Genomic DNA, 13,112 nt, shown 5'->3' with positions numbered 1-13,112 from the left:
CATGGCCGTTGCGTACGCCTGTTCACCCGGGCAAGATGACCCGCATGGGTGATCCTGCGCGGAGCTTGAAGCCTGCCACGCTCGAGGAGCTGCTTGCTCTCGCGGGGGACGAGCGCGGCTACGAGCTCATCGGCGGCGAGCTCGTCCAGCGAGCGATGACGAGCGGTGCGCACGCCCGCAGCGTCAACCGCCTGGGCGGCCGTATCGGCGATCCGTTCGACCGCCCGCCCGGTCGTCGCGGCCCCGGAGGTTGGTGGATCCTGACCGACCCCACGGTCGAGTTTTCCCCCACCGAGATCTATCGCCCGGACATCGCTGGATGGCGCCGCGATCGCGTCCCCCATGCCCCCAGCGAGTTTCCCGTGCGAATTCGCCCCGATTGGGTTTGTGAGGTCCTGTCACCGAGCAACAGCACGAACGACACTATCAAGAAGCGGCACACTTATCACCGCTGCCAGGTCCCCCATTACTGGATTCTCGATCCCATGCAGGAGACGCTCACCATCCTGCGCTGGACCCCGGATGGGTATCTCATCGCCGGTGACGCCATGCGCGGCCAGCGCCTCCGCGCCGAGCCCTTCGAGGCGGTTGAGATCGATCTCGACGAGCTCTTCGGCGACGTGGCAGAATGACGCGCGCCTCGACGCCACTCCGTGCGAATGCCACGAAGTTGACAGCCTTACCGGCTGCCCCTAGCGTCGAGCCCTACGCTATGCGCCATTGCACCTATCTCCTCGCATTCGCCACCGGAATCCTCCTCCTCGCCTGCAGCGCCTCCTCCAGCCCGAACCCCGGCGCGGGCGGGTCGGGCGGCGAGGATGGCGAAGGCGGCTCCTCGGCCGGCGGCAACGGCGGCGGCTCGGCGACCCTCACGTGGGCGCAGCATTGCCAGCTCCGCGGGGAGGCCCTCGCGGCCTGCGAGGGAGAGCCCGACGTCGCCGACTGCACCAAGGAAGGCCCCTGCTTCGAGGCCACCCTGCGCGCCGACGCGGTGCAGCCGTTCCTCCAGTGCCGCGTGCAGCAGGCTTGCCTGGGCGGCAACTGCAACGACAAGGCGGCGGCCAACCTCTCGATCACGAATGTGCAGCAAAGCTACGTCGATGCCGCCAACCAGCGCGTGAGCTGCGAAAACGCCGGCTTGGACTGGGATTGGAGCCCGGACAACTTCCCCTGGAAGATCCTCAGCGACGCATTCCTCCAGGACCTCATCCCCTGCTTGGACATCTCGTCCTGCCCCGACGCCGACGCTTGCCTCCGCGGGAAGTACGAAGCGGCGTTCGCGGCCTGCCAGTAGCCTAGGACGCTCGTCCCTGCCAGAGAGCGAGCTCGGCGACGCAGGGCTCGCCCCGAAACCTCCCGCCTACGCCTCCGCCAGGATGCCCTGCCGAAGCACGTCGAGCAGGCATGCCGCCTCGGTAGGCCCCGGCAAACCCGCCGCGCGCGCCACCTCGGGGGCCGGGGCGCGCGTCGTCGACGCCGCGAGGCGCGAAAGCGCGTCGGCCTGCGCCTGCTGGACATGCGCCCGCTCCTCCGGCCCGAGCCGATCCATCGCCCAGGCGTGGACCTTCCACGACAGGGCCGCGTGCCGCGCCTCGTCGGTCGTGATGTCCCGCATCGCCGCCGCGAGCTCGGCGTCCGCCGCGCGCCGCGCCTGATGGGCCCCCACGAGCGCCCCGAACGTCTCGCGCACACAGCCCTCCACCGCATTCTCCAGGGCGAGCGCGAAGAGCGCGCGGAGCGGCAGCTCCTCCACGCGCGGCGGGAAGGGCGTGCCGCCGCCGCGCGCCCGCGCGAGGGCCGAGACCACGTCCGCGTGCCGGACCTCGTCCTCGGCCGCCCTCCGCGCCTCGTCCACGAGCGACGCCGGCGCGCCGAGCGCGGTGAGCTCCGCCGCGAGCCGCTCGAAGGCGATCACGCTCGCCGCCTCCAAATGCGCGGCGCGCGCGAGGAAGTCCCCGAGCAGAGACCGCCCCTCGTCCGCGGGCGCGCTCGTGAGCCCGGCCGGGACCCGCCCGATGCACGCCGAGCTCCGCTCGATCTCTTCGGTGCGGACCTCCTGGACCTCGCCGCTACGCCAGATGCGCAGCGTGTATCGCGTGGTGATGATCGGCGCGCAGTCCCTCGTGATCTTCGTGGCCGTCACGAGGAAGCCGTCCGGCGTCGCGCGTACGGTGGTGCGCTCGGCATTGTCGCAGGTGAGGTGGTATCCCATGGCCTCCACGAGCAGCAGCGCCTCGTCGGGCGTGTCGATCGGGCCGAGGAGCGCGCGGATTTCCGGGACGCCGGCCCAACGTCGTACCTCATCGCCCGCCGTGGTCACGACCGACGTCTCGCTGCAGAGCTGCACGCAGCTCGTCGCCCGAAAGGGCTCCGGGTGCATGCGGATCTTCTGGTGGCATTCGCGCGTCGTGGCCGTCGCGCAGGGGGTGCCCACCTCGCTGACGACGCTGAAATGGGAGACCGTCCAGCGCTCCGGGCCCTCTTCGTTGGGCGGGAAGCCGCTGAGGGTGCGGATGGCGAGGGAATCGAAGCGCCGCGCGGGCGAGAGGCCGCTCGCCGAGATGGGGAGGTACGTGCCGGGCGCGCAAGGCACCCCGCGAGCCACCTGCGCGCTTGCCGTCTCATCGACGGCGTCCGTATCCGCGGGCTCCGCGAGCGCCTGCGTGGGCTCGGTCGTGCAGCCCTGGGCGAGGAGCCCGGTCACGAGGGCGACGCGCTGGGCGCGCTCGAAGATGCGCGCGAGCCATGATTCCACGGATTCATCGGGATCCGGGTTGCAATCACGCAGGAATCGATGGGCCATGAGGATCTCCCGAGCCCGCGTGCACAAGGCGAACGGCTCGACCGAATCCATGGCAACACGCATGCCGCGGACGCGCGCGTTCGTGGTTTCGCCTGTTCCTCGGCGTTATCCCGCGTGATGATACCGCGCATGGCCAAGCCCCTCCTTTCTGTGGTTTCCGTGCTCGCCCTCCTCTCGTCCGCCGCCGCGGGGTGCGGCCCGCGTGTGGTGATCGATGCGAACGACGTCGGAGACGGCGCGGGGGGCGTCGGAAACGGGAACGGAGGCGCGGGCGGAAACGGGAACGGAAGCGGCAGCGGGAACGGAAGCGGGATGGGCGGCGGAGGCGTCGGCGCCTCCGGAAGCGGCGCGGGATCGTCCGTGAGCTCGGGCTCCGGCGGCATGATCTGCCCGAGCTTCGGCGACCCCTGCACGAGCTGCCTCTCCGTCTCGTGCAGCGCCGTTTATTGCGATTGTCACGAGAACCCCGACTGCTTCCAGCTCATCACCTGCACGAACCAGTGTGGCGGCGACGATGCATGCGAGCAGACCTGTCATGCGAGCTTCCCGAACGGAGCCGCCGACGTCTACGCCCTTTCGAGCTGCGGCGGCGCGTCCTGCCCGAGCGAGTGTCCCAACACCGAGCCGCTCGATCCATGCTCGCAGTGCATGGTCGAGACGTGCGACGACGAGCTCAACGGCTGCCTCGCCGACGCCCCGTGCATTGCGCTGTACAGCTGCCTCCAAGACTGCGCCGACCTCGATCTGACCTGCCAGAAGGCTTGCTACGAGGACCACGGAGCGGGCGTGCCGAAGCTCGAAATCCGGCTCCCGTGCGTCCAGACGAGCTGCGATGCGTGCTGAAGCGGCTTCCGCCTCGCGCCTCGCCTGCTACCATCGCCCCCGCTCATGACCATGACCGACACCCTCCTCCAGCAAGCCGGCGAGGGCGAGCTCCGCGCCCAGGGCCTCGCCGCGGCCCGCGATCTCTGCGCCTTCCTCGATCACGCCCCGAGCCCGTATCACGCGGCCGAGGAGGTCGCGCGGCGGCTCTCCGCGCATGGGTTCTCCGCGCTCTCGGAGCATGATGCCTGGCAGCTCGCGCCTGGCGATCGCCGCTATTTCCTACGCGCCGGTACGATCGTCGCCTTCGTCGTCGGCGACGAGCACCCCGCGCTCGCCGGCTTCCGCCTGATCGGCGCGCATACCGACTCGCCGAACCTCCGCGTCAAGCCGAACGCCGACCTCGCGCGCTCCGGCTACCAGGAGCTCGGCGTCGAGGTCTACGGCGGCGTGCTGCTCTCGACCTGGCTCGACCGCGACCTCTCCATCGCCGGCCGCGTCTTCTGCCAGCGCAAGGGCGAGCGCCCCGCGGCGCGCTTCGTCGACCTCGGTCGCGCCGTCGCCCGCGTGCCGAACCTCGCGATTCACCTCAATCGCACGGTCAACAAGGAAGGGCTCGTCTTGAACGAGCAGAAGCATCTCGTCCCGGTCGTCGGGCTCGGCGCCGCGCCCGACGTGCGCGCCCTCGTGGCCCGCGAGCTCGACGAGCGGCCCGACGCCATTCTCGGCTACGACCTCAGCCTCTACGACACGGCCAAGGCAGCGATTGCCGGCCTCTCGCAGGAGTTCGTCCTCTCGGCGCGCCTCGACAACCTGGCGAGCTGCCACGCGGCCACGTCCGCGCTCGCCGCCGAGGCGGGCCGCTTCGCCTCGACCCGGATGATCGTGCTCTACGACCACGAAGAGTGCGGCAGCCGCAGCGCCGCGGGCGCCGCCGGCACGGTCCTCAAGGACACGATCGCGCGGATCCTCGAGGCCTATCCGCGCAGCGAGCCGCAGGGCTTGCAGCGGGCGCTCGCGCGCTCGTTCCTGGTCAGCGCGGACATGTCGCACGCGCTCCACCCCAATTACGCCGACCAGCACGAGCCGCAGCACCAGCCCATGTTGAACAAGGGCCTCGTCATCAAATCGAACGTCAATCAGTCCTACGCGACGGACGGCGGCACGGCGGCGGTGTTCGAGGAGATCTGCCGCGACGTCGGTTATCCGGCGCAGAGATTCGTGGTCCGCACGGATCTGCCCTGCGGCAGCACCATCGGCCCCATCACGGCGGCTGCGCTCGGGATCCCCACGGTCGATGTCGGCGCCCCGATGCTCAGCATGCATTCGTGCCGCGAGATGTGCGGAACGCTCGACGTGCACTGGGCCGTCGAGACGTACAGGCGCTTTTTGCGGGGGTAGGGGAGCGTTCCCCCTCCCCGGACGAACCCCTCTCGCCTCGCCCGAGCGTTCCTGCTAGAGTTCCTCCCAAGGAGCACCCGCATGCCGCCCGAACTGCAACGGCTCGCCGACGAGATCCTCTCCTTGCCGGTCCCTTCCCGGACCGAGCTTGTTCGTTGCATCCTGGAGAGCCTGAGCCAATCCGAGAGTGAAGCGATCAAGCAGACGTGGGCGAAGGTAGCGGAGGAGCGCTGCCGACAGATCGACGCAGGTGAAGTGGAGCTGCTCGACGGAGCCGACGTGCTCCGCGAGCTCCGCGCGCGCCCCCGTTGAAGCGTTTTTTCTTCCACCCCGCGGCCCGCAAGGAGTTGCGGGGGGCGATGGCGTTCTACGAGGGGCGCGTCGAGGGCCTGGGCGAGGAGTTCCTCGACGAGGTCGAGGCGGCCCTCGGGCGCATCTGCGACATGCCCGCGGTCTGGCCCAAGCTCTCCGAGCGCGTGCGGCGCTGTCAGACGCGACGTTTCCCCTACGGAATCCTTTACCGCGAGGCCCGGGACCGGATCGAGATCATCGCGGTGATGCACCTGCACCGTCACCCGGACACCTGGAAGAGCCGCTGAGAGCGGGCCCCGACCGCTGCACAGCCCAAACGTCCCGGCGCCTCGTAGCCCGCTGACGTCCAGCCCGCATTTTCGACGCCCTGGACGGTCGAAAATGCGCTAGAGAGTGTCGAACTTTCGACACACGTAGGCTGGGCTTCCCGGCGGGTGACTTTCCATGCTTCGTTACCGAGCCGACATCCGGACGTTGTGCTTCGTGGCGATCTACTTCGCGCTCGTCGCCGTGCAGTGGGTCTATGCGCCGAGCGCGCTTTGGGTCGCGATCCCGCTCCTCGCGGTGACGTGCGTGTTCTCGTTCCTCGGCGCCGTGGCCACGCACAACACCGTGCATTGCCCCGTGTTCAAGCAGCGCTGGGCGAACCGGGCCTTCCAGGTCGTGCTCACGTTGACCTACGGCCATCCCGTCAGCGCCTTCGTGCCCGGCCACAACCTGAGCCACCACAAGCACACGCAGACGCGACGTGACGTGATGCGCACGACGAAGGTGCGCTTTCGCTGGAACCTCTTGAACGGCTTGCTCTTCATGCCGACCGTGGGCAAGGACGTGTTCCTCGCCGACATGCGGTACTTCAAGGCGATGTACCGCCAGAACCCGCCCTGGTTCCGGCAGATGATCCTCGAGGCGACGGTCTTCCTCGGCACGATGGGCGTCCTCCTCGCGCTCGATTGGAAGAAATTCCTGTTCTACGTGATCCTGCCCCACCAGTATGCGGCCTGGGGCATCATCTCCATCAATTACCTCCAGCACGACGGCTGCGATCAAAACAGCGAATACAACCATTCGCGGAATTTCCTCGGCAAGTTCGTCAATTTCCTGGCCTACAACAACGGCTACCACACGATCCACCACATGGAGCCGGGCCTGCACTGGAGCCTCTTGCCTGCCGAGCACGTGAAGCGAGTCGCGCCGTTCATCCACCCGGAGCTCGATCAGCCCTCGATGCTCGCGTATCTCTTCCGCACGTTCGTATGGCCTTCCAAGCGCCGCACGTACGATGGAAAGCCCGTCGAGATACCGGCCGAGGGCCCCGACGAGGAGTGGATTCCGCCGCCCCGCGAGGTCCGGCACGACCTCGGCGCGATCGCCATGTAGCCTTCCGAGGCCGCCCGGGTAGCATGGTGACATGCGCCCCCTTCGCCTCGCTTTCTTTTCGGCCCTCGCCCTCCCATTCCTGACCACCGGCTGCGGTAGCTCCCCGCTCGAGGACGCGACGCGCGGCTACGACGTCGACCGATACGAGCTCACAGGCGCGTTCGATTGGAACACGCGCAAGCTCGACGCGACGGTCTCCGTGGCGCTCAGGCTCACCGAGGATACGCCCGCGATCGCCCTCGATAGCCACGTCGCCGTGAAAGCCGTTCATATCGGCGCCACGGATCCCGCATACGAGATCGACGCCCAGAACGGCGTGCTCGCCATCTCGCTGGAAGACGTGTCCAACGTCACGACGGGAGAAACCATCACGATTCGTATCGATTACGAGGTCGGGACGAGCGACAACCTGTATGCCATCCCCGCGCGCCTCGGCGATCCCGTCCTCGCCCGCGCGCTCTTCACGGACTCCGAGCCGCTCGGCGCGTCGTGGTGGATGCCTTGCAACGACGAGCCGAGCGATCGCGCGAAGTTCTCCGTCTCCCTCGCGATCCCGGCCCAGGAGCAGCTCATCGCCAACGGCAGGCTCGTGCTCGACGCGGAGGAGGGGCCGAACGCGCACCGCGTGAAATACGAGACGAGCTGGACGCTGCCGACCTATCAAATGGCGTTCGCCGTGAGCCAGTTCGAGGTGGCCAAATCGCAGACGAAGACCGGCCTGCCCGTCGAGGTCTGGCACCGCCGCGAGCTTCCGGGCAGCCACGCCGAGATGGCGAAGGCGCTCGCGGGCATGATCGATCACCTCACGCCGCTCGTCGGACCTTATCCATTCGAACGATACGCCCTCGTGCTCCTGCCGTCGTTCCCCGTGGGCGGCATGGAGAACGCGGGCATCTCGTTCCAGCGCGAGACGAGCAGCACCGAGCCTGCGCTCTCCGGCGATTTTTACCTCGCCGCGCACGAGCTCGCCCATCAATGGTTCGGCGACCTCGTCACCGTCGAGACCTGGGACGACGTCTGGATCAAGGAGGGAATGGCGAACCAGCTCGAATACGAGGCCGGGCGCGCGTTCACGGACGCGAGCGGGCAGGGGTCGCTGCACGGGGATCAATTCTTCGCCGAGGACGCGGTGCCCGTGCGCGACCGATCCCTCGCGCCGGACGACAAATACACGTCGGGCCCGTACGACCGCGCCGCCTGGCTGCTCACGCAGATCCGGAGCCTCACGGGGGACGCCGTGTATTTCGAGATTCTCCGAAAGGTCCTCTCCGCGCACGGGTTCGGCGCGATCGGGACCGACGCGTTCCTCGATGCATTCGAACATGCCCTCGGGCCGGAGGCGACGGCGCGGGCGCGGCGCGCGATCGACGCGAAGAAGCTGCCGCGGATCGCGCTTCAAGCGGAGCCGAACGCCGCGTTCGCGCTCGTGCTCGACGATCCCGACGGGGCGCTCGTCGCGCCGCTCGTCGTGCGCTGGTACGGCGCGGATGGATCGGCCGAGGAGGTGTCGCTCCTCGGCGGCGCGCGGGCCGTGATTCCGGCCGCGGCGACGGACGTCTTGCTCGTCATGGATCCGGACGACGTGCACCCCAATTTCGAGCTCACTGGAGACGGCGCACTCGCGGAGGCATGGACCTCGGCGCGCGTGCCGCTCTCGACGAACGGAAACACCGTGCTCGCGGGGCTCGGCGGGGCGGCGCAGATGAATGCGCTCCGGGTGGCGAGTTTGTCGGGCGCTGCGATGATGACGCCGGCCGAGCTCCCGGGGCTCCTCGGCGAGCTCGACGCGGACGGGGCGAAGGCGATGGCCCTGCAGCTCGCTTGCGTGCTCGCGTCGCTCACGCTGGACGCGGCGGAGAAGGAGGCCTGGGCGGCGGCCCTCGCGCCGCTGCTCGAAGGGGGCCCGCCGTCGTTCGGGCTCGGGTGGATCGGCACGGGAGGGCTCGCCGCGTGCAGCGACGTCGTCCCGCTGGACGAGCTCTTCAGCGTGGAATGGCCGAAGCTCGAAGCGGGCCTCTCGGCCGCGGATGTGCCCTTCGTGCGGCTTCAGTACCTCGCGTCGTTTCAGCTCCCCGAGGAGCGCGAGCTCGCCACGTTCGGCGTGGTGGCCTCGAAGGCGCCCTCGCTCCGGGCGCGTCGCATCGCGCTCGATCACCTGGCGCGGCGCGCGCGTGACGTCACCTCGGAGGCGTGGGTGACGTTTTTCCTGGACCTGCTCCACGCGACGCGGACCGCGGAGACGTTGCCGTCGGCGATGATTGGAGCCTCGTGGGCGGTCTTCAATACGGGTGCGGGGCTCGGTGCGTTCGTCGACGAGCTCGTCGACATCCTGCACGACGAAGCGACGCGGCCGGTGCACACGCGGGCGATCTGCATCGGTGTGCGTCTGCTCGCCGAAGATCCGGCCGCGAAGGCCGCGTTTCTCGGCGATCTCGCGGATGCGCCGCTCACGGAGGCGGCGCGGGCGCTGACGAAAAAGCCGAACGACTGCTTGTGATCAGAGCTCGAAGCGCTCGCCCTCGTGCGTGCAAGCGATGGGCGAGCGCTCCGGATCGTGAAAATCCGGATAATGAATGAGCCGCATGCGGCGCTTGACGTCCTCCGGCAGCCCCACGAGCGAGGCGAGCGGCGTGTGGACGCCGAGGTTCGTCTCGTGGAAAAAAAGATCGGCCTCGGCGAGCCAGTCGATCAGCGTGGGATCGAACGCCGTGTCGGCGCTGTACCCGAAGCGAGACCCGCCCGCGGAGAACCGCAGCGCGGACGTGGGAATGTGGTGAATCGTCGGCCGCCATTCGAGGTCGAGATCGCCGATGGCGTTTTTCCCCGCATCGAGCGGCGACACGTCCGCGTAATCGTCGAGCGTGAGCGACGTGCGGGTGCCATCGGGCGACATGAGGGTATCCATCCCGCCCCGGAGGCGTGTCTCCCACAGCCCCGCGAGCACCTCGGGGGCCGCGTGGAGCCGGACGCGCTTGCCCGTCACGAACCGCCGATAAAAAAGGAGCTGCTCGAGCCCCCCCACGTGATCGCCGTGCAGGTGCGTGATGACGACGTGATCGACGTCGGCGAGCCCCACGATCGGGCCGCCGCGCGCGCCGAGATCCCCGAGCGCCCGCCCGAGCGCGGGCGGCGCGTCGACGAGGATCCGCGTCCCGCCGGACTCGACGAGGAAGCAGGCATTGAAATACCGCGTGGTGAATGCGTCCCCCACGCCGACGACACGCACGACGAGCGAGCTCACGAAGGCCTCCCGCCGTGCGGCGTCGTTCGCTGATCTTCAGGCGGAGACATGGCCATGGCGCGCCCCGATGGTGCCCCATCGGGGCGAGCCGAGCCAGCGTCCTCTACCTGCCTCGCGCGAGGGGAGCGACGGGCGCCGCTCCCCCAGCGAGCGGGATGGTGGTCAATGCGTGCCGCGTGCCTCACCACCCTTGCGCCCAATCTGGGCCATGTGGGCCCGATCGCTCGACACGGCCTCGCCGCCCTTGCGGCCGATCTGCGCCATGTGCTCGCGGTCCTGGCTCACGCGCTCGCCGCCCTTGCGGCCGATCTCGGCCATGTGCTTGCGGTTCTGGCTGACGACCTCGCCGCCCTTCTTGCCCGCCTGGCGCGCCTCGTCGGGCGTGAATTCGTGCGCCGTGCCCTTCTCGTGCGCAGCTTTGCCGCCCTTGCTCGCGATGGCGCGCTGTTTGTCGCGTTCCATGGCCGCGAAGCCTCGCTGCGAGGCGGGCTTGCGGTCGGTCGCCGGACCGAGGTCGCTCGAGGAGACCGGCCCCTCGTGCTCGTGCTCCTCCGCCTGCTCGTCCGATTGCGCGGCACGAACCTGCGACGCCTCCGCCTGCTTCATGTCCTCGACCTCGCCGCTGTTCCTCGCGGTCTCGTGCTGGTCCTTCTCGATCATTTGCCCCTCCTTGGTGACGCCCCGCTCGATGCTCCAGCCGGGCGCCGTGTTGCTTCGCGGATTGCTGTTGGGCCGAGCGAAATGACGTCAAGCTGCGCTCGGTAGCGCGCGTTCCCGCTGCAATGAGAAATGATCGCGGAGCGAGCGCTCTCGTGCACGCCCGCTCGAAGAGAACGCACGCTCGTGTTTTGCCCCGACGAACGGCGGAGCTCGAGCATGAAAGAATCGGGCCGGACAGACGACTTCATCGGGTTTGGCAGAGCCTCATTCTCGATGCTGCGAAGCGCGTGACCGCTCGCTCGCTTTCGGCGAGCGGACGATCGCGGCGCCGGATGGAAAGGTCTGTCCCGGCCTTGCCCGAGCGAGCGCACGATGGCGTGCGGGCAAGGAGGTGCACACCCCCTCCGGCGCATACGCTCGCCAATCAAAGAAGAGACCACGCGGCTTCGCCACGATGGACGCTCCTGGAATCGAGCGGGCGCGACGGCCATCTTCGATGCACGAGCCCGCCCATCGGCTTGCGAGAGCACAGGTGAAGCGGCCGCCCTCGACCGTGAGGTTTTTCACGGCGGATCAAGCGCGATACGCCAAACCCCGTCGCATTGCGCCAAACGGGCCGGGTTTTTCGGCGATCCCACGTAAGGCGAGGGCCTTACTCATGAACGGGCCACGGCGAAGCTTTGTGGGCCAAAACGAGCGGTTGTCTGTTCCTCGCGGATGGCATCCCTCCGTCGGCGGCGCGAAGAGACACCCGAGACCGCACCTGGACACTCGTCGGATGTGGACCCGGCTGCGTCGATGTCGGTCCCAGGAGCAGGCGCCGGCCGCGCGGCGCCCCCCGAGCTCGCGGCGCTCCCAGGCGGGCGGCGTGGGCCTTGGGGGCCCGTGACGACGCAGAAACGGCGCAGGATGCGGTCGACCGTGGAGCGGCTGAGCCCGGTGGCCCTGGCGAGGGTGCGTCGGGACCAGCGGCGAGCGCCCTCGGGCGTAGGATCGAGCGTTCGGCGGAGGAGCTCGTCGATGCGTGCGTCCGAGATGCGCCGAGGGGCCCCTCGCCGGGGGCGGTCGTCCAGCCCCGCGAGCCGGTCGCGGACGAACCTATCGCGCCAGCGCGTGACGACCCGACGCCCGACGCCGATGTGCGTCGCGACGTACGCGACGTCATGGCCCTCGGCACAAGCGAGCACGATCTTCGCACGCTGCGCACGCCTGTGCTCGTGCGTGTCCTTCCCGGTCGGGGCCCGGGCGCGCGCTTCGAGCACCGAGCGTTCGTCGGGGGTCATCTCCATCGGCGGGGTCGCTCGTCCCATCGAGGGTGAACATGTGCCCAGCCCCCGCCGATTCTTACAATTTGTTCAGGCGACCGAGCCGGGCCTCGCAGAGGCCGGCGGGCGAGCTTTTCAGAAGGTGCCGCGCAGGCCGGCGCTGCCGATGCCGATCCAGGGCTCGACGCTCGCCTTGGTGGGCGTGGCGGGCTTGGCCTTGGGCGCCGTCAAGAGGAGGACGAGCCCCGCCGTGAGGCCGACGCCGCCCACGACGAACATGGCGGTCGAGAGCGTCGCCCTCGTGTCGATGCTCTCGCGGTAGTTCTTGTACCGGAGAGGGGAGACGGGGGTGTCGTCCTTCTCGCTGACGTTCGTGCAGGGTTCGTCGCCGTCCACCGCGCGCTGGCAGTAGGTCTCCATGTCGCTGCGCGTGGAGTAGGCGCTGGCGAGGAGGCCGACGCCGGCGATCGTGGCCGCGCCGCCGACGCCGAGGCTGACGTAGCTGATGATCCGCTGCGTGGAGCCGGGCGGCTTCTTGGTCGTGCCGGTGTCGCCGCCGGGGGGCGCGACGACGTCACCGCCGCCGGGCTCCGTGCTGCTCTTCGGCTTGAGCTCCAGCACGGCGCGGGCGGCCTGCTTCTCGTCGACCTTGAGATCGATGGCGGCCGCGGAGGCCGGCGTATCGGCCTCGACGCGGTGCACGCCGGGGTTCAGCGGCGTCTTCACGCCGATGAGCGCGCGCGGAAAAACCTTGCCGTCGAGCATGACGGTCGCGATCTCCGCGCCGGCGCCCTGCACGGTGAGCTCGATCGTGGGGATGCGCGGCGTGAGCGCGGCGAGCTCCTTGGCGGCCGTCCCCTGCGCGTCGCGGAAGGCGTCGGGGGCCTTGTCGTCGATCTGCAGGATCGTGATCGAGCGGTACTTCTCCGCGGCCTCGACGAGGCGCCCGAGCTTCTCCAGCGTCCGCGCCGAGAGGAGCTTCACGGTCGGCGCGTTCACGAGCGCGTCGGCGCGTTCGAACTTGACGAGCGCGTCGGCGTACTTGCCCTCCCCATAGAGTGCGAAGCCCTCGTCCGCGAGCGCGCGGGCGGCGATACGCACCTGATCGTCGATCGGCTGTGCCCACGCGGGCGAGGCGCAGAGAGCTGCGCTCACGAGCAGCGAGCCGATCCCCTTCGACAACCGCATCGTTCTCCTCACGCTCCTTCGAGCCGTACGCGAACGGAAG

The 13,112-nt window shown here is 69.2% G+C and carries 11 protein-coding genes and 1 pseudogene; 8 read left to right on the top strand and 4 right to left on the bottom strand.

Annotation, left to right across the window (positions count from 1 at the left end):
- Positions 1-8: 8 nt before the first annotated feature.
- Both QHF85_RS09530 and QHF85_RS09525 read left to right on the top strand, forming a co-directional pair.
- Positions 9-632: a Uma2 family endonuclease gene (locus QHF85_RS09530; protein WP_281326786.1), complete on the top strand. Its 624-nt coding sequence runs from the start codon at positions 9-11 to the stop codon at positions 630-632.
- Positions 633-712: 80 nt separating this feature from the next.
- On the top strand, positions 713-1,294 hold the full coding sequence (locus tag QHF85_RS09525; protein WP_281326785.1) for a hypothetical protein: 582 nt from the start codon (positions 713-715) through the stop codon (positions 1,292-1,294).
- A gap of 66 nt (positions 1,295-1,360) precedes the next feature.
- Here QHF85_RS09525 and QHF85_RS09520 read toward each other — a convergent pair whose 3' ends face one another.
- Positions 1,361-2,854 (bottom strand): ferritin-like domain-containing protein, encoded by a 1,494-nt coding sequence (locus QHF85_RS09520; protein WP_281326784.1) that lies wholly within the window; start codon positions 2,852-2,854, stop codon positions 1,361-1,363.
- A gap of 78 nt (positions 2,855-2,932) precedes the next feature.
- Here QHF85_RS09520 and QHF85_RS09515 point away from each other — a divergent pair, with 78 nt between their 5' ends.
- The 6 genes from QHF85_RS09515 to QHF85_RS09490 all read left to right on the top strand — a co-directional run bounded on the left by QHF85_RS09515 (position 2,933) and on the right by QHF85_RS09490 (position 9,215).
- Positions 2,933-3,646, top strand: a complete 714-nt coding sequence (locus QHF85_RS09515) for a hypothetical protein (protein WP_281326783.1) — start codon at positions 2,933-2,935, stop codon at positions 3,644-3,646.
- Between the two features lie 51 nt (positions 3,647-3,697).
- Positions 3,698-5,026, top strand: coding sequence for a M18 family aminopeptidase (locus QHF85_RS09510; protein WP_281326782.1), 1,329 nt, complete (start codon positions 3,698-3,700; stop codon positions 5,024-5,026).
- Between the two features lie 81 nt (positions 5,027-5,107).
- Positions 5,108-5,338: an addiction module protein gene (locus tag QHF85_RS09505; RefSeq protein WP_281326781.1), complete on the top strand. Its 231-nt coding sequence runs from the start codon at positions 5,108-5,110 to the stop codon at positions 5,336-5,338.
- The gene (locus QHF85_RS09500; protein WP_281326780.1) at positions 5,335-5,625 is read left to right on the top strand and encodes a type II toxin-antitoxin system RelE/ParE family toxin; all 291 of its coding nucleotides are present in this window, start codon (positions 5,335-5,337) and stop codon (positions 5,623-5,625) included. The genes QHF85_RS09505 and QHF85_RS09500 overlap by 4 nt, the downstream gene beginning before the upstream one ends.
- A gap of 157 nt (positions 5,626-5,782) precedes the next feature.
- Positions 5,783-6,718: a fatty acid desaturase gene (locus QHF85_RS09495; protein WP_281326779.1), complete on the top strand. Its 936-nt coding sequence runs from the start codon at positions 5,783-5,785 to the stop codon at positions 6,716-6,718.
- A 31-nt stretch (positions 6,719-6,749) separates the two neighbouring features.
- Positions 6,750-9,215, top strand: a complete 2,466-nt coding sequence (locus QHF85_RS09490) for a M1 family aminopeptidase (RefSeq protein ID WP_281326778.1) — start codon at positions 6,750-6,752, stop codon at positions 9,213-9,215.
- On the opposite strand, the gene QHF85_RS09485 is transcribed toward QHF85_RS09490, so the two are convergent.
- From QHF85_RS09485 to QHF85_RS09475, 3 genes and pseudogenes are all read right to left on the bottom strand, one after another.
- The gene (locus tag QHF85_RS09485) at positions 9,216-9,959 is read right to left on the bottom strand and encodes an MBL fold metallo-hydrolase (RefSeq protein ID WP_281326777.1); all 744 of its coding nucleotides are present in this window, start codon (positions 9,957-9,959) and stop codon (positions 9,216-9,218) included.
- Between the two features lie 162 nt (positions 9,960-10,121).
- Positions 10,122-10,442: pseudogene (locus QHF85_RS49760) on the bottom strand (general stress protein); the annotation flags it as partial.
- Between the two features lie 1,577 nt (positions 10,443-12,019).
- Positions 12,020-13,072 (bottom strand): hypothetical protein, encoded by a 1,053-nt coding sequence (locus QHF85_RS09475; RefSeq protein WP_281326775.1) that lies wholly within the window; start codon positions 13,070-13,072, stop codon positions 12,020-12,022.
- Positions 13,073-13,112: the final 40 nt, after the last annotated feature.

The organism is Polyangium sp. 6x1 (genome assembly GCF_029946515.1).
Classification (GTDB): domain Bacteria; phylum Myxococcota_A; class Polyangia; order Polyangiales; family Polyangiaceae; genus Polyangium.
The sequence above is the reverse complement of the archived record's forward strand: the minus strand, read 5'-3'. Positions and strand labels throughout refer to the sequence as shown.

Bases quoted from the DNA above. Each gene is read 5' to 3' on its own strand.
- QHF85_RS09505 (WP_281326781.1), top strand. From the start codon at position 5,108: ATGCCGCCCGAACTGCAACGGCTCGCCGACGAGATCCTCTCCTTGCCG.
- QHF85_RS09475 (WP_281326775.1), bottom strand. From the start codon at position 13,072: ATGCGGTTGTCGAAGGGGATCGGCTCGCTGCTCGTGAGCGCAGCTCTC.
- QHF85_RS09490 (WP_281326778.1), top strand. From the start codon at position 6,750: ATGCGCCCCCTTCGCCTCGCTTTCTTTTCGGCCCTCGCCCTCCCATTC.
- QHF85_RS09520 (WP_281326784.1), bottom strand. From the start codon at position 2,854: ATGGATTCGGTCGAGCCGTTCGCCTTGTGCACGCGGGCTCGGGAGATC.
- QHF85_RS09495 (WP_281326779.1), top strand. From the start codon at position 5,783: ATGCTTCGTTACCGAGCCGACATCCGGACGTTGTGCTTCGTGGCGATC.
- QHF85_RS09525 (WP_281326785.1), top strand. From the start codon at position 713: ATGCGCCATTGCACCTATCTCCTCGCATTCGCCACCGGAATCCTCCTC.
- QHF85_RS09515 (WP_281326783.1), top strand. From the start codon at position 2,933: ATGGCCAAGCCCCTCCTTTCTGTGGTTTCCGTGCTCGCCCTCCTCTCG.
- QHF85_RS09510 (WP_281326782.1), top strand. From the start codon at position 3,698: ATGACCGACACCCTCCTCCAGCAAGCCGGCGAGGGCGAGCTCCGCGCC.